Origin of the sequence: Allobosea sp. (assembly GCF_030695125.1) — a bacterium.
Taxonomy (GTDB): domain Bacteria; phylum Pseudomonadota; class Alphaproteobacteria; order Rhizobiales; family Beijerinckiaceae; genus Allobosea.
Genome location: NZ_JAUYTP010000016.1, coordinates 340,177 through 366,744, shown reverse-complemented (window position 1 = coordinate 366,744; position 26,568 = coordinate 340,177). Strand labels below are relative to the sequence as shown.

The following is a 26,568-nucleotide window of genomic DNA, read 5'->3' as shown; positions in this document are numbered from 1 at the left end:
GCAATCGGTGGCGGACATCTCACATGGGCGCGCGGGGTCGAGCAAGCGGCGCAGGCAAGCCGGCGCCTACCCTCGCCGCAGCAGATAGATGTCCATGATCCAGCCGTGGCGCGCGCGCGCCGCGGCGCGGACCCGGACGATTTCGTCGGCGACCTCACTGAGGCGACCGGCGATCAGGAGCTCGTCGGGCGAGCCGAGATAGGCGCCCCAGTAGATCTCCAGCCCTTCGGGCGCGATCTTCGCGAAGGCCTGCTCGCCGTCGAGCATGACGACGACGCTGCCCTGGCCATCCGGGAAGCCGGCCGCGAGTTTGCGCCCGGTGGTGATCAGGACCGGCTCGCCGATGGCGTTGAGCGCAATCTTGTGGCGCGCGGCCAGCGCCTGCACGCTGCTGATGCCGGGGATCACCGTCCAGTCGAGCGCGAAGCCACCCTGGCGGATGCGCTCGACGATGCGCAGCGTGCTGTCATAGAGCGCCGGATCGCCCCAGACGAGGAGCGCGCCGGTCTCGCCCTCCGCCAGGTCTTCGGCAAACCGACGCTGATAGGCGTCGGCGATGCGGCCATGCCAATCGTCGACGACGCCGCGATAATCGTCGCCGGCCTCCGCGCGCTGTGGCGTCTCGATCGTGACGCTGCGATAGGGCCCTTCGATGAAGCGTGCGCAGATGGCCTCGCGCAGATGGCGCAGCGCCGCCTTTTCCTGGCCTTTGTCGGGCATGAAGACGACATCGGCCCGGTTCAGGGCCGCGATCGCCTGGACCGTCATCTGCTCGGGATCGCCGACGCCGATGCCGATGATCAACAGTGTTCGCATCGATCCCTCGCGACGTGCTCCGGCCTTCGCCGTTGCGCGCCCATAGCATGCACCGTCACCCAGGGCAGCGTGTCACCGAGGGCAGCGCCGGACTCGGCCCGCGACGCCTACAACGCCTTGACGATCTCCAGCCGGGCGCCATGCGCCAGGGCGCGGTCGAGGCAGCGATCGGCCGGGCCGAAGAAGGAGACCGCATAGGCGCCCTGCCCGCGCCGGCCGAGATGGCGCGTCAGGCCCTCGCAGGCCTCGCTGCGCGCCTCGGTCAGCGACAGCATCTGCCGGCCGAGGCGGAACTGCGCCAGACCGAAACCGAGCCCGGGCACCGTGCCGCAGGCGACCGGTTCGAGGCCGGTCAACGCCCGGTAGCGCGCGACGGAAGCCGCCAAGTTGCGCACGGCCACCGTGATGCCGGCGACGCCGGTGACGCCGTTGGCATGGGTACGGACCTTGCCTTCCGGCACGCGCAAGGCGCGCGCTGTCACATCCTCGCAGAGGAAGGGAATGTCGGGCTCGGGCGGACGGGCGGAGCGCCAGGCGATGCGGGTGCCGTCCGGCTGCAGGCGCCCGCCGTCGATGGGGCCTTCGATCTCGATGCCGGCCGCCCGGGCGCGCGCGGTATCGACCTCCAGCCCGTCGGCCGGCAACAGCGCATAGTCGACGAGGCCGCTGCCGGCGTCGTCGAGCACCCGCCACCAGCGAAACTCCGGCACGGGGCGCGAGAAGGCGATGATCTCGAGATAGGCGCCGTCGTCCAGGACGACGAGCGCATTGCGCGAGCCGCGCGGATGCTCGCCGCCGGGCAGCACCGTGAAGCCCAGCGCCGTGTAGTCGGCCACCGCCCGGTCGAGATCGGCGACGGCGATGACGATATGGTCGATCGATTGCTTCATGGCGTTTCCTTCTGGGAACGGACACTGCCATGCCTCGGCCGGAAACGCCTGTTCGGCAAGGCGGGCCCGCGCATCGCCGGGATGTACCCGCCGGCCTTGACGCCGCCATCCCCAGGAAAAGCATTTTGCCGGATGCGACGACGGCGTGCGCATCGACTCCGATATTGATACGCTAAATTAACTGTCGGTAAGTTGAGCGACTGATTCGCGTTGGCGTTCCCCACGTTTCACAGGCGCTGTCGTCGAGGCCACCACTTGAACGCCCTCCCCGTTACCGGTTCGAACGATTGGCTGGCTTTGCCGGCCCGCGACGGGGGGCAGCTCCATGGCGCCGGGGCGTCGCGCCCATGGGATACCGGCCCGGCCGGGGAGATCGATCCGGCCCACCGCCTCTCTCTCGCCCAGCAGGGCTTCCTGGAGTTGCGGCTCGAAGCGGCGCTCGGCCGCCTCGCCGCCATGGAGACCCTGCTCGATGCCGAGCGGCTGCATGTGCGGCAGGCGCAGACCGCGCTCGCCGTGGCCGAGCGCAGCCTGGAGCGGCACCGCGAAGCGATCGTGGCCTCGGACCGTCAGCGACAGGAGGGCGCCGCGGAGATCGGGCGGCTGAAGCAGGCGCTGCATCAGTCCGCGATCGACAAAGTTCGGTACGAGCAGCAGATCGCCACGCTGACCACGGCCGCCGCCGACCGGGCGGCCGAGATCCAGCGCCTGAACGGGGCCGGGGCCACCGCCGAAGCCAGCCTGCGGACGGCGCGGACGCAACATGGCTCGGCGTCGGATGCGCTGCATCGCGAGTGCCTGCGGCTGGAAGAGGTGCTGCAGGGCGAGCGCCGCGACAAGCAGTTGCTGCAGCGCGCGCTCGATCTCGCCCGCGCCAACCGCCGCGCCCTGCAGGACCAGCTGGGTCAGGCACCGGTCGCCGCGCCCGTTCTCCGGCTTGCGCCGGAGGCGCCTTTGGCCGTCTCACCAGCCTCGGATGCGGCGGCTTCGGACGCGGCCGCCCGCCCGCCGCTCGCCCCCGACACGCCTGCCATTTTCACCCTCGGACAGGATGGGCCGATGCCGCCATCCTGCCCGGCTCTCACGGAGCGCCTTCATGCAGCCTGCTATTAGCGACCTCGCCAGCGTCACGACGCTGCGCCAGAGCCTTCCCGCCTCGGAGCAGTTTCTCAACGCCTCCGACAAGGTCACCGCCTTTCCCGCGGCCGCTGCGCCCCAGGAAGCCGCGCGCTACGCGCCGGCTGCCCCGGTCGCGATCACGCCGCAACGCGACTGGCCGTCGGCGCTGGCGCTGATCGAGGAAACCAGCGAAGCCATCCGGATCGCCGACCTGCGCTATGCGCAGCTCGAAGAGCGCCTGCAGCAGACGATCGCCCAGGCCGCCGTCAACATGCGCGAGCTGGAAACGCAGATCGCCAACGCCAACGAGATGCTGTGGCGCTCCGAGGAACGGGCCCGCCATGCCGAGGCGCGCGCCCTCGAAGCGGAGGGCTGGCTCGCCCGCCTGCACGACGCGGTGACCACCTCCTTCTCGCAGGCCAACCGCCCGCAGCCGCGCGACTGACCGTGGCGCAGGATGCTCCCAGTCTCAGCCGCGCGATGCTTCGCTCGCCGGGCTGGAACGAGGCCCTCGAATCCCATGCCAGAGAGCCGACGCCACGGCCTCCGGCGCGGCGCATCGGGCGGCCGCATCCGCAGGACACGCTGGCCCTGGTCGCGGGGGCAGGCGTCGCCTTCGAAAATCTGCAGCTGCAGCTGCTGAACGTGCTGCAGAAGGCGCGCAACTCGCTGCAGGAGGCGGATGCGCAGAAGGCGCAGCTCCAGGACGAGATCGCGACGCTGGCGAAAGAGAAGGACGACTGGAACCAGCGGGCCCAGACGGCCGAGGCCACGCTGGAGCGCGCCAACCAGGTGCTGCAGACCCAGCAGGCCATCCTGGAAAAGGCTCTGCTGCGCGAACGCGAGGCGGTTCAGCGGGCCTATATGCTCGAGCTGAAACTGCGGCAGGGCGGGGCGGCGGCTCGCCCGGCGTGAGCGCCTGAACCTGATCTCCGGCGCCGGCTTCCGCCCGGCGAACGGCCGATGGGGCCATTTTGGCAACGTTGGTTAAGAAACTGTTTGCAACTCAGCCGAGCAGCCGCCTGGTCTGTTGCCAGACAGGAACCCTCATGCTCTGTTTTCGTAGCGTCATCCGGGACGGCACGGTCTGGCCAGGTCCTTCGGAGACGATGCGTTCCGCCTCGGTTGAGGCGACAGTGGGGGTGGGTTCGATGATCGGTGCAAGCTTGAGGCGTTTGATGGGCGGACAGAGCGAGACGCCGGACCCGCACGGAACCCATGCCTTCCCCGCCGCCGGCTTCCCCGCACCCGAAATCGCCGCCAATGAGGCGGGGGAGCCACCGGCCGTGCCGGCGGCGGCCGCCGCCAAGCCGGGCAGCTCGCATGAAGTCGGCCAGCTGATGGCCGCGATCAGCGACCAGTCCAACGAGCTTCAGAGCGAATTCGCCAAGATCTCGAACTGGTCCGTCCAGCTCGACCTGCTGATGACGCGCACGGCGACGATGCAGCAGATCCTGCCGAAGTTCATCCAGACCTCGGAGGAACAGAGCGCGCAGATCGAGGAGCTCAGCGGCATCTGCAGCCGGCAGGACCGCGAAATCGCCGGTCTGCACAGCGAACTGGGCCATTATCGCCCGCTCGCCATGCGCTATGAGGAAGAGCTGCATCGCAGCCGCGCCACCCTCGACCAGACGCAGGCGTCGCTGGCGTCGCTCGAGGCCGAACACGGCAAGCTGCAGGGCGAGTTCAACGGGCTGCTCAAGACGCTGTCCAGCAGCGACTCTCGCATCCAGCGCCTGTCCGAGGAGCGCCAGGTCGTCGACCAGAAGCTGCTCGAAAAATCGGCTGCGGTTCAGAATCTTTCGCGCGAACTCGCCATGCTGCGCTCGGACCTCGTCGCCGCCACCGGCGAGACGGCGCGCCTGCAGCGCGACACCGCGACGCTCACGGAGAAGATGAGCAGCGAACGCGAAGCCGCCAACGAGGCGGCGGGCCATGCCCAGGCCCGCATCGTCGCCGCGCTGCAGACGATCAAGGAACTGGAGGCCCAGGCGGCCGCGGCCGCCGAGCGCGAACGCCGGGCCGCAGACGAACTCGCCCAGCGCGACAAGACGATCTATGATCTCGACATCAAGCTTTCGGCCCTGCAGTCCAAGGCCGATTTCCTGACGGGCGTGAACCAGCAGCTGCGCAGCGACCTGCGGCACCATATCGACCATGTCGGGACGCTGGAGCACTCCAACCGCCAGCTCATCGAGGCGATGTCGCGCAACCGGCAGGAGGCCGAGGACGGCGGGCCGGAGGCCTATGAGGCGCCGCGCCGTATGGCCGCCGGCGAGTAAGGCCGGCTTCGGAAACCCACGCATGTGAGGAGGCGCCGCACGGCAGCGGCGCCTCGACAATCGAGGCGCGGACCCTTTGGGCGATGTTTTCAGGCCGCCGCGAAAGCAGCGGCGATGATCGCCTGGGCCTCGTCCTGGATCTCGCGCAGATGGCCTGCGTCGCGGAAGCTCTCGGCGTAGATCTTGTAGACCTCCTCGGTGCCCGAAGGCCGGGCGCAGAACCAGCCCTCGGCCGTGACCACCTTAACGCCGCCGATCGCGGCGCCATTCCCCGGCGCCTCGTTGAGGACGGCGGTGATCGGCTCGCCGGCCAGCGTGTCGGTGGCGACCTGTGCGCGCGACAGCGTCTTCAGCACGGCCTTCTGCTCGCGACTGGCGGGCGCATCGATGCGGGCATAGAGCGGTGCGCCGAGCGCGGCGGTCAGGGCGGCATAGCGTTCGCCGGGGTCGGACCCCGTCCTGGCGGTGATCTCGGCGGCGAGCAGGCCCAGGATCAGCCCGTCCTTGTCGGTGGTCCAGCTCGTGCCGTCCTGGCGCAGGAAGGAGGCGCCCGCGCTCTCCTCGCCGCCGAAGCCGAAGCTGCCGTCGGACAGGCCCTCGACGAACCATTTGAAGCCGACGGGCACCTCGACCAGCCTCCGCCCGAGCCGTCCCGCCACGCGATCGATGATGGCGCTGCTGACGATGGTCTTGCCGATGGCGGCGTCGCTGCGCCAGCCCGGGCGATGGGTGAAGAGATAGTCGATCGCCACCGCGAGATAATGGTTGGGGTTCATCAGTCCGCCGCTGCGGCTGACGATGCCGTGCCGGTCGGCGTCGGTGTCGTTGGCGAAGGCGACGTCGAAGCGGTCCTTCATGGCGATCAGGCTGGTCATCGCATAGGGCGAGGAGCAGTCCATGCGGATCTTGCCGTCCCAGTCGGCCGGCATGAAGGCGAAGGTGGGATCCAGCGTGGTGTCGACGACGGTCGCGTTCAGGCGGTAGCGCTCGATGATCGGCGCGTAGTAATCGAGCCCGGCGCCGCCGAGCGGATCGATGCCGATGCTGATCCCGGCGGCGCGGATCGCCTCCATGTCGACGACGCTGCCGAGCTCGGCGACATAGCGGTCCATGAAGCCGTGGCGGCGGGCGAGATCCGAGGCGAGCGCCCTAGCATAGGGCAGGCGCTGGATGCCGACGAGCCCGCCTGCGATCAGCTCATTGGCCTTGCGCTCGATCCAGCCGGTGGCGTCGGTGTCAGCGGGGCCGCCATGGGGCGGGTTGTATTTGAAGCCGCCATCGGCGGGCGGGTTGTGCGAGGGCGAGATCACCACGCCGTCGGCCAGGCCCGAACTGCGGCCGCGATTATGACCGATGATGGCGTGCGAGATCACCGGCGTCGGCGTGAAGCGCAGATCCGCGTCGATCATGGTGACGACGCCGTTGGCGACGAAGACCTCGAGCGCGGTCTCGAAGGCCGGGCGCGACAAAGCGTGCGTGTCGATGCCGAGGAAGAGCGGGCCGTCGATGCCGTTCTCCCGCCGGTAGAGGCAGATCGCCTGCGAGATGGCGAGAATATGCGCCTCGTTGAAGGACAGCAGGAAGGAAGAGCCGCGATGGCCCGAGGTGCCGAAGGCGACGCGCTGGGCGGGCTCGCCCGGATCGGGCCGGTCGAAATAGGCCTTCGTCAGCCCGGCGACATCCACCAGCAGGCTGGGTTCGAGCGGCTTGCCCGCGAGCGGGCTGATGGTGGGCGTCATTCCAGATCCTCGAAAGCGTAGCGGCGTGCCGGGTTCTACGACGCCCGGATGAAGCATCTGTTCCCGGGTCTGACACCTGAGGCCGGATGCGGCCGCAGGTTAGGCGGGCGATGCCGGGGCTGTCGAGCGGCGGGGTCAGGCAGCCTTCCTCAAGAGGAGCCTTCGCCTTGATCGGGATCAATGCGGCGCCGGCTGCGTTTGTCGATCAAAGCAGCAGGCCGCCAGGCGCTCCTCTCCGGAAGCCTGGACCGGCCCAGCCGAGGAAACGCAATGCAACTCCCCCATGGTGCCGTGATCGCTCTCGTCGACGGGAAGCAGTTCGAGCTGTTCCGCAACAGCGGCAACGAAGCCGACCCGGTTCTCGCCGCAATGCCCTCGCCCAATCTCGACGAGCACAACAAGGCCGGCGGCGGTGGCCGGGATTCGAGTTCGGCCAACCCGACCGGACACCAGATCGACGAGGACGCCCATGCAGCCGCGGCGACCTCCTGGCTCAACCATCAGGTCACCGGGCACAAGATCAGCCATCTCGTCGTCGTCGCCTCGCCGCGGACGCTCGGCGAAATGCGCCGCCACTACCACAAGCAGCTCGAAGGGGCGCTCGTCGCCGAGCTTTCGAAGAACCTGGTCGGCAAGAACGGGCCCGACCTCCTGGCCGCGCTGCAGAACAAGTGAGCCAGGCTGGGCGCGGCGACCCGGCGCGACCCGCGACGTCTTCCGAAGGCCCGGTCTTGACCTCGATCAAGGCCGGGCTTTCGCATGCGCGCGATAAGGGCTCCGTGACTTCGCTTCCGGGACCCTGGCCATGGCACGCATGACGCTCAACGTTCGCGAGCCCTCCAGCCGAGCCGTCGGCGCGACGAGGCTCGCCCTGGTCTGCGCCTCGTTGCTGGCGGGCGCCGTGCCGTTGTCGCCAGGTCTCGCCATGCCGGCCGACGCGCAGCGGCCCGACAATGCCGAGAGCGCCGCGATTGGCAAGCAGGTGGCGCAGCAGCATTGCGGCGGCTGCCATGCGATCGAGGCGACCGGCGCCAGCCCCAACCCGAAGGCGCCGCCCTTTCCGCTGATCGCCGAACGCTACCCCGGCGGCAACCCGGCCCCCGTCCTGATCGACGGCACCGTGGTGCGCCACCCCGGCATGCCCGAGTTCAAGCTGATCGAGCACGAGACCGACGGGCTCGTCGCCTATATCCGGCGCGTTTCGCGCCGGTGGAAGCCGGCGTCCTGACACAGGCGCGCCCCGGCCTCAGGAGCACCCCGATGATGCGCGCGAACGCCACGAGACGGCCCCCGCCCCCGATCAGCGCGCCGATCCGCCAGACGCTGATCGCGCTCGGCCTCGGGCTGCTGGGCACGGCCGGAGCGGCGGCGCAGCAGATGGGCGATGCGCGCGCCGGCCGGGCGGTGGCGGCGACCTTCTGCATCCAGTGCCATGCGATCGACGGCGCGAGCCGCGACCCCGCCCGGGTGCCGCCCGATTTCGGCGCCGTGGCCGACATGGCGTCCCAGACCGCGCTGTCGCTGCGAGTCTTCCTGCAGACGCCGCATGGCGACATGCCGCGCTACCAGCTCACCCCGACCGAGACCGACGACGTCATCGCCTATGTGCTGAGCCTGAGGGCGCGCTGAGGCGAGCGGGGCCCCTGGCCTGGCGCAACGACGCTGTTTTTAGAGGAAACACCGGGTCGCTGCGGGCTCGACCCAGGACCCATTCCGGCACTTCACCGGACGAGGCTCCGGAATGGATCCCGGATCTCCGCTTCGCTGCGTCCGGGATGACACGCTTTTCCCATGCAACCTGGCCGCCCTAGCGCTCCGGCGGGGCCCGCTGGGCGCCCGCCACGCCCGCCATCATGGCTTCGACCTCGTCGGCGCCGATGCGGCTTGCGTCGCGCAGGCGGCCGGCGATCGCGGCATGGGCCTGGCGCATCGCCGGCTGGTAGAGGATGGCGGTGGCGGCTCTCGTGCAGCGCGCGCGCAGGAGGCCTGCCTCCGGCGGCTGCAGCAGGGCGATGAAGGGCTGCATCTGGGCCAGATCATCGGCATGCGAATGCAGCTCGCCCGGATACCACTTCAGCCCCGGCCCCTCGTTCCAGTAGATCATCTCGCCGCAATGGCCGGCGCTCAGGATCGTGATCTCGACCTCGGCGCGCCGCCGATCGCCCGCCCGATCAGGCTGGAAGCCGCGGTGATAGGGCGCAAAGCAGGTCTCACCGGAGACGCCGTGCGGTGGGCGCAGCCAGGCATGGGTGATGGCGCGGCCATGATGCCAGCCGACGACGATATGGCCGGCCTCGTGAAAGGCGCAGGCCGCGCGGCGGATCGCAGGGGGAATCGCGTCGAGGCTCGGCATCATGTCCCGTGTCTGCGCCGGGCGCTGCGCGCGTCAGATCTGCGAGCGCCCGGCCGGCGTGATCGTGACCGTGCCATTGGGCCCGTCCTCGAACCAGCCCAGCGCCTTGCCGTGCTCGTAGCTCGCCACGACCGCGGTGGTCTCCCAGCCATTCATCGCCGCGATCGACAAGAGGTTGCCGGCCGCCAGCAATTCGCCCGGCTCGGTCTCGAAATGGGCGAAGACGTCCAGAGCCAGTCTCGCCTTATCGCCATCGCTCGTCGCCATCGCCTCGTCCCCTGCCTCAGGCCATTGTCGCGTACCATTGTCGCGGGCCGCGGATCACCGCGCCCCGGCTGCACGGGGCAGGATGTCCGCGCCGTCGCGCCGAAGCAACCCCGGCCCGGCGACGGCCGCAGCACCGACCGGCTTGCCCCAGGCCGCCAGCCAGTCATGCGCGCCGGCGATCCTGACGCGCTGGAGCTTGTGCAGCACGTCGTCATCGACCCAGGGCGATCCGCAGCGGGCCCGGGCATCGGCGCAGATCCGGTCGAACAGATGCGCGGTGACGAAGGTGTCGGCGCTGGCGCGGTGCAGCGTGCCGGAGGTCCTGATGCCGAACGCGGCGACGAGGCGGCCGAGCCGGTAGCTGTCGAGCCCCGGATAGACGCGGCGCGCCAGCAACAGCGTGCAGAGTGCGCGCACCGGCGCGCCGCACAGGAACGGGCCGGCCTCATAATCGAGGAACCGGCGATCGAACCCGGCATTATGCGCGACGATCGGGGACGGGCCGATGAAGGCGGCCAGCCCTGCCATGGCCGCCGCCGAGTCCGGCGCACCCGCCAGCATCGTCGTGGTGATGCCGGTGAGCTGCGTGATCTCGAAGGGCACGCGAACGCCCGGATCGACCAGCGTCGCGAACTCGTCGCCGGCGCGCCCGTCGACGATCTCGCGGGCGGACACCTCGATGATACGGGCGCCTTGCGCCGGGCTGATGCCGGTCGTCTCGAAATCGAGGACGACAAAGCGGCCTTTGGGGATGTGTTGCACGGGTCGTGAGGCTCCGCGGCCGAAAGCGGCCGACTCAACCCCGCCACGATAGCAGGTCGGCCCCAGCCCGGCGCGACGTCATGTCCCGATCGCCGGCCGCGATCCTGTCGCGCCTGTGCTAGGCTGGGCGCGGTGGCTCCGATGGACGGGGTCCTCCCGGCCCCGGCGATCCTCGCGGGGCCTGCCCCTGGCGGATTTGCGCCACCATGACGATGCGGACGAAACGATGTGGACCTTCAAGATGCTGGCGCTCACGGGGCTCGGCGTCCTCGCCGGGCTTGCCGCGATCGCGGTCGGGATCTGGATCTATGTGATGAGCACGATCGAGCAGCCGAAATACGCCTCGGTCACGCGCGACGGCGCCATCGAGATCCGCGACTACCCCGCGCTCGTCGTGGCGGAGGTGACGCGGCGCGGCGACCGCCAGGCGGCGGTGCGCGCCGGGTTCTCGCCTCTGGCCGGCTACATCTTCGCCAAGAGCCGCGAAGGCGACACCGTCAGCATGACCGCACCCGTCATCCAGACGCCGGCGCAGGCCGCCGACCAGAGTTGGCTGATCCGCTTCGTGATGCCGTCCAAATACACGCTCGAAACCCTGCCGAAGGCGGCGGGCGAGGATGTGCGCCTGCTGGAACTCCCGGCCGCACGCCGCGCCGCGATCCGCTTCTCCGGCGTCGCCACCGATGCGCTGATCGCGGAAAACGAGGCGGTTCTGCGAGCCTGGCTGGCGAAAGCGGGGATCGCGATCCAGGGCGAGGCGACCTACGCCTATTACAACGACCCGTGGACGCCCGGCCCGCTGCGGCGCAACGAGGTGCTGTTCGAGGTGGCCGGGCGGTAGGGCGCAGCTTGGAAACACCGCCCCTCATCCTGAGGAGCCGCGAAAGCGGCGTCTCGAAGGATGCTTCCGGAGGCTCGGCCCCCCTCTGGAGCATCCTTCGAGACGCGGGCTTCGCCCGCTCCTCAGGATGAGGGCTGAGGGGGGGCCTGCAACAGGCTCCCGTCGCGCCGGCGGCAAGGTCGGGATGGCGTCCGGTCGTGCCGACGGCGAAACCGATCGTCAGCGCGTCCGGGGCACTGGTGGGCAGCGGTGATAGGCGATGTCGGCCTCGCCTTGGCGGTTGATCGTCAGCCGGCCGTCGCGGCCGAGCCGCAGGGTGATCGCGTGGCGGCCTTTCAGGCGGCCGGCTCCGCCCTCCTCGACCCGCGCGATGGCGCGCCAGCCCTGATTCAGGGGTTTCCAGTTCGGCGACGACCAGTGCGAGGCCGCGAAGACGACATCTGTCGCCGTGATCTCGATCCGGAAATCGGCCGCGCCTTCGGCCGAGCAATCGGAGCGCTCCAGCGCCCAGGTGCCCGTGATCCTGTCCGGCAGCGGCTGGGCGCTCAGCCCCGTGCCCGCGGCGCAGAGCCCGACGAGGCAGGCCAGCGCGGCTCCGGCCGGGCGCCTAGGCATCGGGATTGCGACGGGAAGGCTTCCTGCGCAGGCCGATGACGACCAGGACGAGGCCGATCGCCAGAGGCGGCAGGAACAGACGCAGCGCATCGCGCGACATATCCAGTCTGACGGTCCGGCAGCCGGCCGTATTCATCTCGCAGCCGAAGCCGCTGAGCAGATACCACGCGATCAAGGTCAACAGCATCAGTGCGCCGCCGATGCCGATCAAGGCGCGTTTCATGGACCATCGCTACGATGACCGTTAGCCGTTTGCAATCGACCCTGACCGGTAGGGATATTCGCATGCGGGTGCGGATCCTGGCTTCGACGCCGAGATGGCTTTTCAGGGTTGGCCTCCTTCTCCTGCTGGCGGCCGTCGCGTCGTCCTGCGGCCGCGAGGCGGCGCGCTGCCAGACGCATCGCGTCACAGGCGGCAAAGTGACCGAATGCCAGTGAGGACCCGCGGCCTCGGGGCGGACTGCTGCGCCTCGTCCCCGCCAGGAGAGCCCCCTTCGTCAGTCTTGCGCCGCCAGGAGATAGAAGGCGGTGAGGCCCGAGCCGACCGCACCATGGCCGGCAAAGATGCCGAGCATGACCAGGAAGAGCTGCGTCTGTTCTGCCTCGGCCGCCAGCAGGCCGCCCAGGAAGCCGATATCGAAGGCGATGATCAGCAGATAGGTCGCAGCGCCAAGCAACGCGCCCAGCACCACATGGATAGGCACGGTCCGAAAACGGTCGGCGTCGCGGCGATCCGGCACTGGCCCGCTCCCTCACCACCCAGTCCTCTGAGCAATCGATTGGGGCGGTGCGTTGTTCCCCGGCATGCCACTGTCGAGTTGCGCAAAGCCGCCTCGGGCTAAACGCGAAACCCCGGCCGGAGCCGGGGGTCGGATCGCGCCGTCAGGGCGGGCGCTCAGCGGCAGATGGTCTTGTAGCCGACGATGATGGTCTCGCCGGAGTAGCGGTCGAAGCGCTTGATCGGCTTCTCGAAGCAGTCTTCCTCGGCCTCGACGAAGCGCACCGGGCGCTGGTGGCCGTAACCCGCGTGACGCTGGTCGCGATCCTCGTAGCTGCGGTAGCCGGGCTCGGCGGCGCGGGCCTGGTTGCTGACAATCGCCGCGCCGATGAGGGCGCCGGTGACACCGAGCAGAGCCCCGGCGACGGCCGTCTTGCGGCTGTGCTGCTTGACCGGCTTCACCTCGAAGCCGCGGTCGGAGGCCGACGCGCCGGAGACGAACGCACCGCTGATCAGGGCGACGGTCAGGGCAGCGGCGACGGTCTTGGTGCAAACCTTGGTGAAGCTCTTGGTCATGACGCTCATCCTCTGGCGGGGCGGCGATCCGTTCGCCGATGAATTGACCCTAGAGGCGGGCGCATCGGTGCGCTGTTCCGGCGGGAACAGGCCGCCCGATCTGGTCGAGATCGTGCCCACCGCCGCGCCGGGTGAGGCGCCGCGCCGCTACCCCGACCGCATCCTGCCGACGAACGCGGAGGCCGCGGTGAAGCTCAAGGAGCGCACGCTGACCAACCTCTACAGCCAGCGCGCAGGGCTGGCTTGCGGCGCTGCACGAGACGCGCAGCCGCCTATGGCTGGCCGGAGGAGATCGCCACCGACGAGGCGCTCGCCCGCCTGCTGGCGCTCAACCGGGCGCACGCCGCGGTGGGGCGATGAGGCCGCCGCCGCGACCGCCCCTCGCCCTCAGGCAGCCGCCTTGAACGGCGTCGGTCGCGCCGCCGCGCGATCGCGCGTCCTGAAGCCGTCCACCATCTGGTTCAGCCGGTCGATCTGCTCGGACAGGGACATCGCCGACGCCGCACTCTCCTCCGACAAGGCGGCGTTCTGCTGGGTCATCTCGTCCATCTGCGCCACGACCTGCGCCATCGCGTCGATGCCGTTCGACTGCTCGCCGGAGGCTGAGGCGATCTGCGTGATCTGCCCCGAGAGGTCGCTCGCCGACGCGACGATGTTGCTCAGCACCTCGCCGGTGGAGTGCACCAGCGCCACCCCTTGAGTGACCTCCGCGCCCGAGCTGGCGATCAGCAGCTTGATGTCGCGCGCCGCCTCGCCCGAGCGCTGCGCCAGCGTGCGGACCTCCGAGGCCACGACGGCGAAGCCCTTGCCGGCCTCGCCGGCCCGCGCCGCCTCGACGGCCGCGTTCAGCGCCAGCAGATTGGTCTGGAAGGCGATGCCGTCGATGACCGTGGTGATCTCGGCGATCTTGCCGCTTGACTGCTCGATGCGCGCCATCGCGTCGACCGCATCGGCGACGATCGCGCCGCCCTGCCCGGCGATGGACGTCGTCTGCTGCGCCAGCGCCACGCTGCGACGCGAGGCGGTCGCGCTGTGCTTGACCGACGCCGCGAGCTGCTCGGTCGTCGCGGCCGTCTCCTCCAGCGAGGCGGCCTGCTGTTCGGTGCGCTGCGACAGGTCGTTGGCGCCCATCGTGATCTCGCGTGCCGATTGGCCGATCTGCGCGGCCGTCGCCTGGATGGTGGCGACGGTCGCGCTCAGCTTGTGAACGGTGCCGTTGATCGCGCGCCGCAGCTCGCCCAGACGGCCTTCATAGGCCGTCTCGATCTCCTGCGTGAGATCGCCCTCGGCAACCGCGTCCAGGACCGTCGCGAATTCGCCCGTCGCCCGATCGACGACCTGGTTGATCAGGTTGACGCTCTCGACGAGCGTCTGCAGATCGGGCCCGACCGCGCCGGCCGCGACGCGGCCGCTGAAATCGCCCCTTGCGGCGCGCTCGACGACGGCACCGACCTGGGCGACGACCTGGGCCATCGCCTCGGCCCGCGCGCCGCGTTCGGCCGCGGTCAGCTTTTCATCGGCCTCCAGGGCGCGAACGCGATCGGCGTTCTCCCTGAACACGCCGATCGCCACTGCCATCGCCCCGATCTCGTCCTTCCGGTCCTGATGCGGCACCGCGACGTCGAGACGGCCCGCAGTCAGGGCTTTCATCACGCCTGTCAGCTGCTCGATCGAGCGGACGCTGCGGCGCGAGATCAGAGCCACCAGCGGCACCAGAACCAGCAGCAGGAGCAGCGCTTTGCCGGCGAGACTGAGCTCGAAGGCGACCAGGGCCGCCTGCCGCGGCCCGCGATCGGACAGGGTCACGACGGTAAGGGAGTCGGCGCCCGCGATGGGAAGCGACAGGCCCGACACCTCGAACGCGCGCCCGCTCAGGTTCGCGGCGACGGTGGCGTCCGCCGCCAGGGCCCCGTCGGGGATGGCGAAGGACGTGAGGTTAGGCAGCGTCGCGGCATTGACCTTGCCCTTGTAGATCAGCACCGCCTCGGCACCGGTCAACCGCTTGATCTCGGCGGCCGTGTCGGCCCTGAAGCGCGAGCCGAGTTTCAGCGTGCCGATGCGCTGCCCGCCGAAATTGATCGGCTGGACCGATTCGGTCGCCACCTCGCCCGACGAGGCCGAGACCGCCAGGCCGCTGGCCGACTGGCCTCCGATCGCCCGGCTGACCAGCGGGTCCTTGCTCTTGTCGTCGCCGGCGCTATTGGGGTTGTGGCCGCGCATGATGACGACGCCCTTCGCATCGGTGACTTCAAGCGTGCCGATGACGGGGTCGAGCTGCCTGATCTGGGCGAAGAGGCGCACGAAAGTCTCGCGCAGCCTGGCCTTGTCGCCGCTCTGCACGGCCGCCACGACCTCGGGGTGCGTCGCGTAGATCGAGGCGTAGGTTTCGACGCGATGGCCGATCTTGGCCAGCACGTCCTGAGCGCGACCGCGCGCCGCCAAAGCGTCCTTCGACATGTCGAGATCGGCATCGGCCCTCAGCGCGAAATGCGACAGCACGAGAAGCACGGCGCAGCACGCCACACACAACGCGACGACAAGGCCTGCCGCCTTCGCGCCCAAAGACTGAAATTTCGGCACTTTTTTATTTCCCCCCGGAAAAGCAAGCAACCGGTTACAGCACGAGCGTTAACAAGCCTTACGCAGCGTCATCCGACAGACGTCGCCGGGCTACACGTGCTACGCGCATCGGCCGCCGTCTTGGGGACAGCTTGGCACTACTGCCGGGAATACACTGCGACCACTCGACGCCTCCTCCTGCGCGCATTGCCCAGGACGCGCGGAAACGTTGTGTGGGGCGCCCTCAAGGCCACGGGATGGCGCCGTGGGCTCCGCGTGATCGCGTGGTGCCGCTCCGACGCAATGCGCCCCGAATCTCTCAGATGGGCTTGCCAGCGTCTCCCAGCGTCTCGCTCAGATCCGTACCCGACACGACCAGCCGGCGCAGTTCCTCGGCGAGGATGTCGTAGACCAGACGGATGCGGCGGCTGGTCTGCACCTCGCGATGCGTGACCAGCCAGAGCGGCACCGGAACGCGCGACAGCTCCGGCAGAAGCACCCTCAGCCCCGGCATGCGCGCCGCCGCGACGTCGAGGACGACGCCGATGCCGAGCCCCCGACGCGTCATCTCCCAGAGCGCCGACGCGCTGTTGGAGACGACGGCGCACTGCTCCGGCCCAACCCGGAGCCCCTGAAGCTCCATATGGCTGACGAATTGCTCGACCGGATCAAAGGCCAGGACTGTCGCGCCGCTGAGGTCCGACACTTCACGCGGCATCCCGTGACGCGCGATCCAGGTGTCTGATGCATACAGGTGCGCGTTCAGCTCGCCGATCAGACGCCCGATCAGTTCTGGCTCGGTGGGGCGGACATGGCGGATGGCGATGTCGGCCTCGCGTCGCCTGAGATCGCTGAGCGCATCGGTCGCGCTGACGACGACGGTGACCTGGGGCACCTCCTCGCGCAGGCGCTCGACGATGCCGGGCATGACATGCGTCGCGACCGCATCCGTGACCGACAGGCTGACGCGGCCCGACAGGTCGGACGCCTGGCCGGCGGCGCTGAGCGCCAGCGCCTCCGCCGCAGCGGCCATCTGGCGGGCATGCTCCAGCAGGCCCGCCCCGCCAGCCGTCAAGACGAGCCGTTTGCCGACCCGCTCGAACAGGGTCACGGCCAGCTGCTCCTCGAGGGCGGCCACCTGCCGCGACAAGGTCGGCTGACTCAAACCCAGCTTGCGCGATGCCGCAGACAGCGACCCGGTCTCGGCTGTCGCGCGGAAGGCCCGAACCCAATTCCAGTCGATGCCGTTCATACACTCCTGAATATCGGATCTGCAGAATACGGCAAATCCAAATATCGCGACCTGTGCGATGAGAGGGGCCGATGGAGCCCAGCATGCCGACCCGACGCGAGCCCGAAGACGATGTCGATGCCGTGTTCTGGAACCGGACGGCGCGGGCCTATTCCCGCCACGCGATCAAGGATCTCGCCGGATATGAGCGCACCCTGTCCGCGACGAGGGATCTCGTCGGCGCCACGGATCGGGTTCTGGAGCTCGGCTGCGGAACCGGCCAGACGGCCCTGCGGCTCGCGCCCTCGATCGGTCATATCACCGGGACGGACATCTCAAGCGGGATGATCGCCATCGCCAACGAGCGCAAGGCCGCGGCGGCGTGCCCGAACGCAAGGTTCGTGGTCACGGACGGACGCAGCCCGCTCTGGCCGGACCCGCCGTTCGACGCGGTGCTGGCCTTCAATCTCCTGCATCTGATCAAGGACCGGCCGCGCTTTTTCCAGTCCGTGGGGCGGGCTTTGAAGCCAGGCGGCCTGTTCATCACCAAAACCCCCTGCCTGTCCGAGATGAACGCCGTCATTCGCCTCGCCATTCCGCTGATGAGGCTCATCGGCAAGGCGCCGTCCTTGTCGTTCTTCACCGCAGACGAACTGGCGAGCGAACTGACCGCCGGCGGCTTCTCGATCATCGATCAGGCCCGCCATGGGTCGGGCCGCACGGATTTTCGCGTGTTCTTGGCCGCACGGAAGGCGGACCCATGAGCGCCGCCCGATCCGCCCGCCCCGGCGTTCGCACCTTCGTCTGTCGCTCGGGCAGGCGGGCGGCGCCGTTGGACGAAGCGCGATGTCAAACCCTGTTCATCACGACCGACGAGGACCCGCCCCGATGAAGACCATGCTGTCGGCCACGACACTGATCCTGTGTTTGGGCGCCACGCCCCTCCTGGCCCAGAGCTGCGAAAGCAACTTCCGCGTCGAGGGCACGCCGATGCTCACCGCCCTGAATTTCCGGACCTCGCAGAGCTTCGCAGGTGTCGACAGGGACAGGGCGATCGGCAATCTGCGGAGCGCGATGCTGGCCGAGGGATTCATTCGGGTCAGCGTCGATCGCTCCGCCGGGGCGCTGACGGCGTTTCAGGAAACCTCCGGGTCCGGCCGTCCGCAGACCCTTCGCGTTTCGGCGCGCAAGGCCGGCAAGGGCACCCGGGTGGATGCGGTCTTCATGATCCAGGCGGGCCAGCTGGCCGATGCTGCGACCGTTCGCGGCTATCTGTGCAGGGTCGTCTCCGCTGCAAGGGACTGATGGTGTGAGACCCGGCGAGGGCAAACCTGCCACCGTCGCGGCGCGCCCGACACGCTTCGAACACGTGCTCCCTGCCGCCTTGGGCCCTTGCTCAGTCCAAATCCCTCGTTGCCCCCCGCGCCGCGATCGGCTATTGCCCTTTCACGGATTGCGCCCGTAGCTCAGCTGGATAGAGCGCTGCCCTCCGAAGGCAGAGGTCACACGTTCGAATCGTGTCGGGCGCGCCATTTCCTAAGCTCTTGAGATATCTCGGTTTTAGGCCTTGGACCAACTCCTCAGAAACCATCAGAATCCTTGGCTGTCACAGCGTTTGTCACACCTGTCACGGGGTTCTTATGGCTACGATCCGCAAGAGGGGTAACAGTTGGCAGGCACAGGTCAGGCGCGAAGGCTCGCCAGCCGTGACCAAGAACGTCCCCACGAAGGCTGCTGCTGCCGGATGGGCTAGAGGCCTTGAGGCTGAGATTGACACCGCCGACCTATCCCCCAGCACTCGTGATCTCCGCACGATGAAGATCGGGCAGTGCGCCGGGTCATGCAATCGGATCGTTCGCCTTCGTGAGCGAGTGCCCCCTGCGATTGTGCGGTGAATGTCCGCTTTCCGACAGCGGTCGAACTGAAGCGATTGGGGCATCTCGCCAAGCTTTGGCCGCAGGCTCTAGGCGGCAGCCGATGCCAACTCCGATACGGCGACGTCGATCGGTACGGGCCGACCGAGCCAGTATCCCTGGCCCTTGCTGACGCCCAGCAGCTTCAGGGTCTGCAACTCGGCCTCGCGCTCGATCCCCTCGGCCAGGATCTGACAGCCCGTCTCGCGAGCATAGAAGATCAGCGCGCTGGCGAGCGCCCGTCGGGCCGGATCGCCATCCACGTTGCGCGTGAGCGACATATCGAGCTTGATGATGTCGGGTTTCAAGCGAACGATGTGCTGCAGTCCCGAATAGCCGGCCCCCGCATCATCGACCGCGAGGCGGACTCCCTGGCTCCGAAAGTCATCGAGCTTGGCCAACAGTCCTTCGTAGTCATTCACCAAGCCATGTTCCGTCACCTCGATCACGAGACGATGCGGGTCAAGCCGGCTGACGATGTCGCCGAATTCTGCTGCCATCACCGCTTCTGCGGAGGCATTGATCGTCAGGTAGATGTGGCTCGGTAAACGCCTGGCGTGATCCAGAGCCGCCTCGATCGCCGCCAGTTCCAGGGGCACGCCAAGGCCGACCTCAGCGGCTTCGGCAAACCATTTGTCCGGCGAGCGCCGGGGCTCCTGAGAGAAGCGCGCGAGGCACTCGAAGCCGACAGCGCGATCGCTGGCGAAATCCCAGATCGGCTGGACGTGGATGTCGAAGGCGCGGTTGTCGATGATCTGGGCGATCTGGGCGTGCCGTGCATCGCGATCTCGGCTGCTGCGCCGATCCTCATCGATATGGTGGGCGGTGATGTCGGCGAAGGCGCGCATGACCTGCAGGTCGCGACCATTCAGCGAATGGTTGGCATGCGGGCTCAGGCAACAGAACATGCCGAAGACGGAACCGTCAGACAGCGTCAGGGGCACGCTGACATGGGCGCCGATGGGAACAGCCTTGGTGATCGGCATGGATGCGGCGAGGGGAATGGCGGAGGTATCGGGGATCAACTCCGGCAAACGGCCCGCCAGGATATGGCGGCAATAGACATCGTCGAGCGAGCGCGAATCGCCCGGCTTGATCAGCGCCTCCAGGCCGGGAGCGTCGACCGCCCTGAAGACGGACTCGTTTCGCACGAATTCCGACACATAGGCGACTTCCATGCCCAAATGCTGGCGCACCGACTGAAGCACGCGGTCGATCATAAAACCGTCGGACCGGCTCGCCGTTTCTGTGCCGTTTGCGAGGCAGGCAAGGATCGACATCGACACGTCCTTCGTTGGCAAGACTTTATTCGTCGCCGCCACTGTGCCGGGTGGTTACCTAAGGGGACGTAAAGGCTTGCTCCTGGGCCTTCGGCCATCGAGCCGCCGCGTCACGGCGAATGTCTGCGTCACGATAAGAGGCCAAGCGCTGCTCTTGGCGCGCCTCCACCGGCGATCTGCTATCCTGACAGGCGAGACCGGTCTCGGCACGGGCCGAGCGACATCTATGAAGCAGATCGCGTTGGCCCCCCTCATGCCGGCGGCATGGTCGGTCTCGGCCGGCAGAGCTGGCAGGATACGTCGAGGCAGGCCGTAAGTCCGGGATTGCTCGCGCTCATCGCGCCGCATTCGGGCCTATGATGGTGCCTGCGAGGCCGTCGCCGCTGTCGAACGCCGCCTCCACCCGCGGCCCGATGCACCAGTCGCCGCAGGCGCCGAGACGTGCAGACGGGTCCCAGAAGAACGGCTCTCCCGCCGGCTGCTCGACAAGCGCGTAGCGCCAGCGATGCGCCGCGATGAAGCTCGGGTCAGCCGTTTCGCCCGTGAGCTCGCGGAAGCAGGCATGCAGTGCCGCAGCCGCCCGCTCCGGCGTCTCCTCCAAGCTCGCGCGCGACCAGGCCGGCGTAGCATGAACGACGATGGCGTCGCCGCTGGGGTCGCGGCCGGGTTTGGAGCCGTCGCGGGCGATCCAGGCGATCGTCGCGTCTTCCGGGCGAACACGATCCTCCGAGAGCTTGGTGCGCGCCGCGAAGCCGAGCATCAGCGCCCAGCAGGGCGCGTAGGTCGCGCGTCTCGCGCCGTCCCAGTTGCTGCCGGCCGACATCAGCAGCGGCACGGCCTGGGGTGCCGGCACCGCCACAACGACGCCGGCGAACACGCCGTTTCCGTCCGTTGCCGCCGGCCCATCGGTCGTCGAGACGCTCCACCCCATGGCTCCACGGGTCAGCGAGGAAACTGTGCAGTCGGTCACGATCGTTGCTTGCGGGGCCAGCACGCGCGCCGGCGCGCTCATCCCGGGCACGCCGACATGATCCTCGCCCCAGCGCGCGACCAATCCTTCGGCCGTGAGGTTCTCGACGAGGGACAGAAATCGCTCACCGCGCGCGGTGAAATATTGCGCCCCATGATCGAACCGGAAGCTGCCGGCCCGTCGGGTCGCCATGCGCCCGCCGAGGCCGCGGCTCTTGTCGAACACGGTCACCGATCGACCGGCGTCGCTGAGCCGGCGTGCGACGGCAAGCCCAGCCATTCCGGCGCCTATGACGGCCCAATGCTCACTCATTGATCGATCCCCAGTCTGTCTTGCCTACGTGTGCGTGGTCAGGGCGGATCACGGGAGCCAATCAGACGACTGCAATCGGGATTCCAGGCAGGCAAAAGGCATGTGTGCCGCATTCGCACCATTCTACGACGCGTCAGGCGCGCTCGGCGTCCGGTCGGTTCGGTTCGGGCTGCATCGCAGCGACCCTCGCGTTCAATGCGGCCAGTTCGTGTTCGATGCGGCGCAGTGGGGCGCAGGGACAGCGTTCATTGCATCCGCTCCGGCCGGTCATCGGCCGCGTCGCTCTGGCGCCTGACATCCTTGCCGGCAACGCTGGCGGCCGCCGTCTCCAGAAAGCGCCCTGCCAGGGTCTCGTCATTCACGATCCTCGACAGGAGCAACGCGCCGACCATGGTCGACAGCGTGACCATCGCCTCGTCTTCGCGCCCCTCGCCGAGCCATCCCGTGACCATGTCGAGATAGCCGAGCATCCCGGCCTCGAAGGCGGCCTTGACTTCGGGACCCTGCCGCGCCGCGTCGGAACCCAACGCCACAATCGGGCAGCCATCGGCGCGTTCGGCGGAGTGGCCCTGGCTGAGATAGAACTCGCACACCGCCCGCAAGCTGTCGTCCGGCCGCGCCGCCGCCGCCTTCGACCAGCGCTCGGAAACGCTCTCCAGCGCGCGACGCGTCGCAACAGTGACCAGCTCGTCCTTCGACGCAAACTGCTTGTAGAAGCCGCCCTGTGTCAGGCCGGCTCCGGCCATCAGGTCCTTCAGGCCGATCCCGTCGAAGCCATTCTCGCGAAACAGCCGGCTGGCCGTCTCGATCACCCGCTCCCTGTTCTCCGCCGCCTGTCGTCGAGACACCCGCATGCCGGACCTCACAATTAGATTGCGCTCGAACTCTATAAACGATATAGATGTCGAACGCAATCCATTTCGGTGTGGTTCATGTCTCGACAATCCAAGCTCGCTTTGGCGGCGGGCGCCATGACCCTCGCGGCCGCGGGTGTCGGCGGCGCGATCATGCTGGTCGGGCCGCGATCCGCAGCCTCCGTGAAGGTGGACCCGCGCCAGGATGCGCCGACCGTGCTCATCTCGGTCGCCAGTCCGGTGGTGCGCGCGGAGAGGCGCTTCACCGGCGTCATCGCGGCGCGGGTCCAGAGCAATCTCGGGTTCCGCGTTCCCGGCAAGATCGTCGAGCGGCTGGTCAATGTCGGGCAGGCGGTGAAAGCCGGGCAGCCGCTGCTGCGGATCGACGAAACGGATCTGCGATGGGCGCTGACCGCCAAGCGCAATGCCGCCGTGGCGGCACGCGCCGTCCTGACCCAGGCCACGGCGGACGAGGCGCGGTACGCGGTCCTGGTCAAGAACGGCTTCGCCGCCAGCCCCCAGCGCTACGAACAGGCCAAGGCGGCGCTGGACACCGCGACCGCCCAGGCCGCCGCAGCCGAGGCGGAGGCGAAGGTCGCCGAGAACGAACTCGGCTACGCCGTGCTCGTCGCGGATGCGGACGGCGTCGTCGTGGACACGTCGGGCGAGCCGGGCCAGGTCGTGGCCGCCGGGCAGGTCGTGATCCGGCTGGCCAAGGCCGGGCCGCGAGAGGCGGTGGTGGCGTTGCCCGAGACGATACGGCCGGTGATCGGCTCACCCGCGCAGGCAACGCTCTACGGTTCCTCCGGACGGAGCATCCCGGCCCGGCTGCGGCAGTTGTCGGACTCCGCCGATCCGCAAACACGGACCTATGAGGCCCGCTATGTCCTCGACGGCGATGCCAGCGCGGCACCGCTCGGCGCGACCGTCACGATCGGCATCGCGGCAAGCGGGCCGGCAGCCGACCTGGAGGTGCCTCTTGGGGCGGTCCTCGACGACGGCAGCAGAACCGGCGTCTGGCGCCTGGACGACACGGGGTCGCTCGTCACCTTCCAGCCGGTGCGTCTCGTTCGCGTGACCAGCGAGACGGCCATCGTCTCCGGGCTCGAGGCCGGCCGTCGGATCGTCTCGCTGGGAGCGCATCTGCTGCGCGAGGGCCAGCCGGTCAGGCCATTCTCCCCTGTCGAGGCGGCCCCGCGATGAGCTTCAATCTCTCAGCCATCGCCGTCCGCGAGCGGGCGGTGACCCTGTTCGCGATCATGCTGCTCATGGCCGCCGGGGCCTATGCTTTCGTCAAGCTCGGGCGTGCGGAGGACCCGAGCTTCACGATCAAGACCCTGACGGTCACAGCCGTCTGGCCGGGCGCGACGGCCCGCGAGATGCAGGATCTGGTCGCCGAGCCCCTGGAGAAGCGGCTCCAGGAACTGGCCTGGTATGACCGCGTCGAGACGACGACGCGGCCGGGCTTCGCGTATCTCACCGTCAACCTGAAGGATTCCACCCCGCCCGGGCGGGTGCAGGAGGAGTTCTACCAGGCCCGCAAGAAGCTCTCCGACGAGGCGCGGAACCTGCCGCCGGGCGTGCTCGGCCCCTTCGTCAACGACGAATACGCCGATGTCAGCTTCGCCCTCTACGCGCTCAAGGCGAAAGGCCTGCCGATGCGGGAGCTGGCCCGGCAGGCGGAGGTCATCCGGCAGGATCTCCTCCACGTCCCCGGCGTCAAGAAGGTCAACATCCTGGGCGAGCGTCCCGAGCAGATTTTCGTCGAGTTTTCCCATGAGCGACTGGCGACGCTCGGCATCTCGGCCCAGGACGTCGTCTCGGCCTTGCAGCGTCAGAACACCGTGACGCCGGCGGGCTCCGTCGAGACCAAAGGGCCGCGCGTCTTCATCCGCGTCGATGGCGCCTATGACAGCGTTCGCGCCATCGCCGACACGCCCCTCGTCGCCGGCGGGCGCACGCTGAAGCTTTCCGACATCGCCGATGTCCGGCGCGGCCATGAAGATCCGCCGGGCTTCATCATCCGGCACCATGGGGAGCCGAGCCTGATGCTCGCCGCCGTCATGCAGGACGGCTGGGACGGGCTCGCGCTCGGCAGGGCGCTCGAGGCCAGGACCGCCGCCATCGGGCAGGCGCTGCCGCTCGGCATCTCGCTGGAGAAGGTGACCGACCAGGCTGTCAACATCGCCTCGGCCGTGGACGAGTTCATGATGAAGTTCGCGATGGCGCTCGGCGTGGTGCTGCTCGTCAGCCTGCTCAGCCTCGGCTGGCGCGTCGGCATCGTCGTGGCGGCGGCGATCCCGCTGACGCTGGCCGTGGTGTTCTTCATCATGCTGGAGACCGGTCGCTTCTTCGACCGGATCACGCTGGGCGCGCTCATCCTCGCGCTCGGTCTCCTCGTCGACGACGCCATCATCGCCATCGAAGTCATGGTCGTGAAGATGGAAGAGGGCATGGATCGCATCAAGGCGGCGGCCTATGCCTGGAGCCATACGGCGGCCCCGATGCTGTCAGGCACGCTGGTGACCATCGCGGGCTTCCTGCCGGTCGGCTTTGCCTCCTCGACGGCGGGCGAATACGCCGGCAACATCTTCTGGGTCGTCGGCTTCGCCCTGATCGTCTCATGGATCGTCGCGGTGGTCTTCACGCCCTATCTCGGCGTCAAGATGCTGCCGGATATCAAACCCGTCGCCGGGGGACACGCGGCGATCTACGACACACCGAACTACCGTCGCCTGCGCAGGCTCATCACCTTCGCGGTCGACCGCAAGGTCCTGACCTGCACGGTCGTCGGCCTCGCCTTCGCCGTGTCCGTCGTCGGCATGGGCGGCCTGAAGCAGCAGTTCTTCCCGACGTCCGACCGACCGGAGGTGCTCGTCGAGGTCCGTCTCCCGGAAGGCACAAGCATCGAGACGACGACGGCCGCGGTCGCGAAGATCGAGCGCTGGCTCGACGAGCAGCCCGAAGCCAAGATCGTGACGAGCTATGTCGGCCAGGGCGCGCCGCGGTTTTTCCTGGCATTGTCGCCCGAGCTGCCGGACCCGGCCTTCGCGAAAATCGTCGTGCTGACGCCAGACGCCAGGACGCGCGAGACGCTGAAGCAGCGCCTTCGGCAGGCCATCTCGCAGGGGCTGGCGCCCGAGGCCTATGTCCGCGCGACGCAGTTCGTCTTCGGTCCTCCGTCGGTGTTCCCGGTCGAGTTTCGCGTGACGGGTCCCGATCCCGCGCAGCTCTATGCGATCTCGGAGAGGGCTCTGGAGATCATGCGCGGCGTGCCCGACGTCCGGGAGGCCAACCGCGACTGGGGCAACCGCACGCCCATTCTGCGTTTCGTGCCGGACCAGGACAGGCTCAATCTCATCGGGCTCTCCCCCGCCCAGGTGGGCCAGCAACTTCAGTTCCTGCTCACCGGCGTCACCGTCACGCAGGTTCGCGAGGGCATCCGGAATGTGCCCGTCGTCGCGCGCAGCGCCGGCCCCGAACGCCTCGATCCGACACGGCTCGCGGATTTCTCGCTGATCAGCCGCGAGGGGCGCCAGATACCGCTCGATCAAGTCGGGCATTCGGAGATCCGCTTCGAGGAGCCGATGCTGAAGCGCCGTGATCGCGTGCCCACGATCACGGTGCGCTCGGAGATCAACGAGGCGACCCAGCCGCCGGAAGTCTCCAAGCAGGTCCTCGCCGCGCTCCAGCCGCTGATCGCCTCGCTTCCGGCGGGCTACCGCATCGACATGGGCGGGTCGATCGAAGAGGCGGCCAAGGCCAATGACGCGCTGGCGAAGATCTTCCCGCTGATGATCGCCATCACCCTGATCGTGGTCATGCTCCAGGTCCGGTCGTTCTCGATGATGGCGATGGTGCTGTTCACGGCGCCGCTCGGCCTGATCGGCGTCGTTCCGACGCTGCTCGCCTTCAACCAGCCCTTCGGATTCAACGCGATCCTGGGCCTCATCGGCCTGGCCGGCATCCTGATGCGCAACACGCTGATCCTGACCGACCAGATCGAAGAGAACAGGGCCGCCGGGCTGGACGACTACCATGCGGTCATCGAGGCGACGGTGCAGCGGACGCGACCCGTCATCCTCACCGCGCTGGCCGCCGTCCTCGCCTTCATCCCTCTGACCAGCTCGGTGTTCTGGGGCTCGATGGCCTACACCCTGATCGGCGGGACCGCCGTCGGGACCGTGCTGATCCTGCTGTTCCTGCCGGCGCTCTACGCCGCCTGGTTCAGGATCTCGCCGACCCCGGCCGAGCGGAGGCATGCGGCGCAGCCGGGCCACGGCCCGTCGCCCGCAACGGTGCATGGCACGTCGCTCGAACGACCCGCCGACCATCAGGCGCGGCAGGAGCAACGAGCGATGGCATGATGCGGATGGGCGTTAAAGGATCGCTTCGTGACGGTATAGGTCACGGCCCACGCAGGTGATCCCGAGTTGGCGTCACTCGCTGGCTTCCCGATCCCGGTATGCTG

Annotated in this window: 27 protein-coding genes and 1 tRNA gene; 13 read left to right on the top strand and 15 right to left on the bottom strand. The window is 68.6% G+C overall.

The genetic code is table 11. The annotated features are described in order from the left end of the window. Positions 1 to 66: 66 nt before the first annotated feature. On the bottom strand, positions 67 to 816 hold the full coding sequence (gene cobF, locus Q8S38_RS05010; protein ID WP_305679316.1) for a precorrin-6A synthase (deacetylating): 750 nt from the start codon (positions 814 to 816) through the stop codon (positions 67 to 69). Between the two features lie 107 nt (positions 817 to 923). After that, positions 924 to 1,706: a VOC family protein gene (locus tag Q8S38_RS05005; protein ID WP_305679315.1), complete on the bottom strand. Its 783-nt coding sequence runs from the start codon at positions 1,704 to 1,706 to the stop codon at positions 924 to 926. Positions 1,707 to 1,961: 255 nt separating this feature from the next. On the opposite strand from Q8S38_RS05005, the gene Q8S38_RS05000 reads away from it, so the two are divergent. The 4 genes from Q8S38_RS05000 (at position 1,962) to Q8S38_RS04985 (ending at position 5,107) form a co-directional block, all read left to right on the top strand. After that, positions 1,962 to 2,819: a hypothetical protein gene (locus tag Q8S38_RS05000; protein ID WP_305679314.1), complete on the top strand. Its 858-nt coding sequence runs from the start codon at positions 1,962 to 1,964 to the stop codon at positions 2,817 to 2,819. Continuing rightward, positions 2,803 to 3,270: a hypothetical protein gene (locus Q8S38_RS04995; RefSeq protein ID WP_305679313.1), complete on the top strand. Its 468-nt coding sequence runs from the start codon at positions 2,803 to 2,805 to the stop codon at positions 3,268 to 3,270. The genes Q8S38_RS05000 and Q8S38_RS04995 overlap by 17 nt, the downstream gene beginning before the upstream one ends. A 35-nt stretch (positions 3,271 to 3,305) precedes the next feature. Continuing rightward, on the top strand, positions 3,306 to 3,740 hold the full coding sequence (locus Q8S38_RS04990; RefSeq protein ID WP_305679312.1) for a hypothetical protein: 435 nt from the start codon (positions 3,306 to 3,308) through the stop codon (positions 3,738 to 3,740). Positions 3,741 to 4,003: 263 nt separating this feature from the next. After that, positions 4,004 to 5,107, top strand: coding sequence for a coiled-coil domain-containing protein (locus tag Q8S38_RS04985; protein WP_305679311.1), 1,104 nt, complete (start codon positions 4,004 to 4,006; stop codon positions 5,105 to 5,107). A gap of 89 nt (positions 5,108 to 5,196) precedes the next feature. On the opposite strand, the gene pgm is transcribed toward Q8S38_RS04985, so the two are convergent. Beyond that, a complete protein-coding gene (gene pgm / locus Q8S38_RS04980) occupies positions 5,197 to 6,846 on the bottom strand; it encodes a phosphoglucomutase (alpha-D-glucose-1,6-bisphosphate-dependent) (RefSeq protein ID WP_305679310.1) in 1,650 nt (549 codons plus the stop codon). A 270-nt stretch (positions 6,847 to 7,116) separates the two neighbouring features. On the opposite strand from pgm, the gene Q8S38_RS04975 reads away from it, so the two are divergent. The 3 genes from Q8S38_RS04975 (at position 7,117) to Q8S38_RS04965 (ending at position 8,475) form a co-directional block, all read left to right on the top strand. Continuing rightward, complete coding sequence (locus Q8S38_RS04975) at positions 7,117 to 7,521, top strand: baeRF12 domain-containing protein (protein ID WP_305679309.1); 405 nt, start codon at positions 7,117 to 7,119, stop codon at positions 7,519 to 7,521. 130 nt (positions 7,522 to 7,651) lie between these two features. Further along, positions 7,652 to 8,074, top strand: a complete 423-nt coding sequence (locus Q8S38_RS04970; RefSeq protein ID WP_305679308.1) for a c-type cytochrome — start codon at positions 7,652 to 7,654, stop codon at positions 8,072 to 8,074. Between the two features lie 32 nt (positions 8,075 to 8,106). Further along, positions 8,107 to 8,475: a c-type cytochrome gene (locus Q8S38_RS04965; RefSeq protein ID WP_305679307.1), complete on the top strand. Its 369-nt coding sequence runs from the start codon at positions 8,107 to 8,109 to the stop codon at positions 8,473 to 8,475. Between the two features lie 178 nt (positions 8,476 to 8,653). Here Q8S38_RS04965 and Q8S38_RS04960 read toward each other — a convergent pair whose 3' ends face one another. Genes Q8S38_RS04960 through Q8S38_RS04950 form a run of 3 tightly spaced genes read right to left on the bottom strand, consistent with a single transcriptional unit; the run spans position 8,654 to position 10,228 of the window. Next, the gene (locus Q8S38_RS04960; protein WP_305679306.1) at positions 8,654 to 9,202 is read right to left on the bottom strand and encodes a hypothetical protein; all 549 of its coding nucleotides are present in this window, start codon (positions 9,200 to 9,202) and stop codon (positions 8,654 to 8,656) included. 30 nt (positions 9,203 to 9,232) lie between these two features. Further along, positions 9,233 to 9,466, bottom strand: coding sequence for a hypothetical protein (locus Q8S38_RS04955; RefSeq protein ID WP_305679305.1), 234 nt, complete (start codon positions 9,464 to 9,466; stop codon positions 9,233 to 9,235). A gap of 54 nt (positions 9,467 to 9,520) precedes the next feature. After that, positions 9,521 to 10,228, bottom strand: a complete 708-nt coding sequence (locus Q8S38_RS04950; RefSeq protein ID WP_305679304.1) for a 3'-5' exonuclease — start codon at positions 10,226 to 10,228, stop codon at positions 9,521 to 9,523. Positions 10,229 to 10,454: 226 nt separating this feature from the next. Here Q8S38_RS04950 and Q8S38_RS04945 point away from each other — a divergent pair, with 226 nt between their 5' ends. Next, positions 10,455 to 11,069: an SOUL family heme-binding protein gene (locus Q8S38_RS04945; protein WP_305679303.1), complete on the top strand. Its 615-nt coding sequence runs from the start codon at positions 10,455 to 10,457 to the stop codon at positions 11,067 to 11,069. Between the two features lie 219 nt (positions 11,070 to 11,288). Here the strand turns inward: Q8S38_RS04945 and Q8S38_RS04940 are convergent, their stop codons facing one another. The 6 genes from Q8S38_RS04940 to Q8S38_RS04915 form a co-directional block, all read right to left on the bottom strand. Continuing rightward, entirely contained in the window at positions 11,289 to 11,684 is a 396-nt protein-coding gene (locus tag Q8S38_RS04940; protein ID WP_305679302.1) for a hypothetical protein, read from the bottom strand. Continuing rightward, positions 11,677 to 11,895: a hypothetical protein gene (locus tag Q8S38_RS04935; RefSeq protein ID WP_305679301.1), complete on the bottom strand. Its 219-nt coding sequence runs from the start codon at positions 11,893 to 11,895 to the stop codon at positions 11,677 to 11,679. Before Q8S38_RS04935 ends, Q8S38_RS04940 begins: the two co-directional genes overlap by 8 nt. A 286-nt stretch (positions 11,896 to 12,181) precedes the next feature. Then, complete coding sequence (locus Q8S38_RS04930; RefSeq protein WP_305679300.1) at positions 12,182 to 12,424, bottom strand: hypothetical protein; 243 nt, start codon at positions 12,422 to 12,424, stop codon at positions 12,182 to 12,184. Positions 12,425 to 12,579: 155 nt separating this feature from the next. After that, positions 12,580 to 12,978, bottom strand: coding sequence for a hypothetical protein (locus Q8S38_RS04925; RefSeq protein ID WP_305679299.1), 399 nt, complete (start codon positions 12,976 to 12,978; stop codon positions 12,580 to 12,582). 387 nt (positions 12,979 to 13,365) lie between these two features. Further along, positions 13,366 to 15,486, bottom strand: coding sequence for a methyl-accepting chemotaxis protein (locus tag Q8S38_RS04920; RefSeq protein WP_305679298.1), 2,121 nt, complete (start codon positions 15,484 to 15,486; stop codon positions 13,366 to 13,368). A 370-nt stretch (positions 15,487 to 15,856) separates the two neighbouring features. Next, complete coding sequence (locus Q8S38_RS04915) at positions 15,857 to 16,789, bottom strand: LysR family transcriptional regulator (RefSeq protein WP_305679297.1); 933 nt, start codon at positions 16,787 to 16,789, stop codon at positions 15,857 to 15,859. A gap of 83 nt (positions 16,790 to 16,872) precedes the next feature. On the opposite strand from Q8S38_RS04915, the gene Q8S38_RS04910 reads away from it, so the two are divergent. The 3 genes from Q8S38_RS04910 (at position 16,873) to Q8S38_RS04900 (ending at position 18,300) form a co-directional block, all read left to right on the top strand. Then, positions 16,873 to 17,532, top strand: coding sequence for a class I SAM-dependent methyltransferase (locus tag Q8S38_RS04910; protein WP_305679296.1), 660 nt, complete (start codon positions 16,873 to 16,875; stop codon positions 17,530 to 17,532). 133 nt (positions 17,533 to 17,665) lie between these two features. Continuing rightward, complete coding sequence (locus tag Q8S38_RS04905) at positions 17,666 to 18,073, top strand: hypothetical protein (protein ID WP_305679295.1); 408 nt, start codon at positions 17,666 to 17,668, stop codon at positions 18,071 to 18,073. Between the two features lie 150 nt (positions 18,074 to 18,223). Next, a tRNA-Arg gene (locus Q8S38_RS04900) sits at positions 18,224 to 18,300 on the top strand. A 431-nt stretch (positions 18,301 to 18,731) separates the two neighbouring features. Here the strand turns inward: Q8S38_RS04900 and Q8S38_RS04895 are convergent. From Q8S38_RS04895 to Q8S38_RS04885, 3 genes are all read right to left on the bottom strand, one after another. Then, positions 18,732 to 19,961, bottom strand: coding sequence for a sensor domain-containing phosphodiesterase (locus tag Q8S38_RS04895; RefSeq protein ID WP_305679294.1), 1,230 nt, complete (start codon positions 19,959 to 19,961; stop codon positions 18,732 to 18,734). A 334-nt stretch (positions 19,962 to 20,295) separates the two neighbouring features. After that, positions 20,296 to 21,243, bottom strand: a complete 948-nt coding sequence (locus Q8S38_RS04890) for an NAD(P)/FAD-dependent oxidoreductase (protein ID WP_305679293.1) — start codon at positions 21,241 to 21,243, stop codon at positions 20,296 to 20,298. A 245-nt stretch (positions 21,244 to 21,488) separates the two neighbouring features. Continuing rightward, on the bottom strand, positions 21,489 to 22,097 hold the full coding sequence (locus Q8S38_RS04885) for a TetR/AcrR family transcriptional regulator (RefSeq protein WP_305679380.1): 609 nt from the start codon (positions 22,095 to 22,097) through the stop codon (positions 21,489 to 21,491). A gap of 117 nt (positions 22,098 to 22,214) precedes the next feature. Here Q8S38_RS04885 and Q8S38_RS04880 point away from each other — a divergent pair, with 117 nt between their 5' ends. After that, a complete protein-coding gene (locus Q8S38_RS04880; RefSeq protein WP_371125831.1) occupies positions 22,215 to 23,300 on the top strand; it encodes an efflux RND transporter periplasmic adaptor subunit in 1,086 nt (361 codons plus the stop codon). Continuing rightward, the gene (locus Q8S38_RS04875) at positions 23,297 to 26,464 is read left to right on the top strand and encodes an efflux RND transporter permease subunit (protein WP_305679292.1); all 3,168 of its coding nucleotides are present in this window, start codon (positions 23,297 to 23,299) and stop codon (positions 26,462 to 26,464) included. The genes Q8S38_RS04880 and Q8S38_RS04875 overlap by 4 nt, the downstream gene beginning before the upstream one ends. Positions 26,465 to 26,568 lie beyond the last annotated feature (104 nt).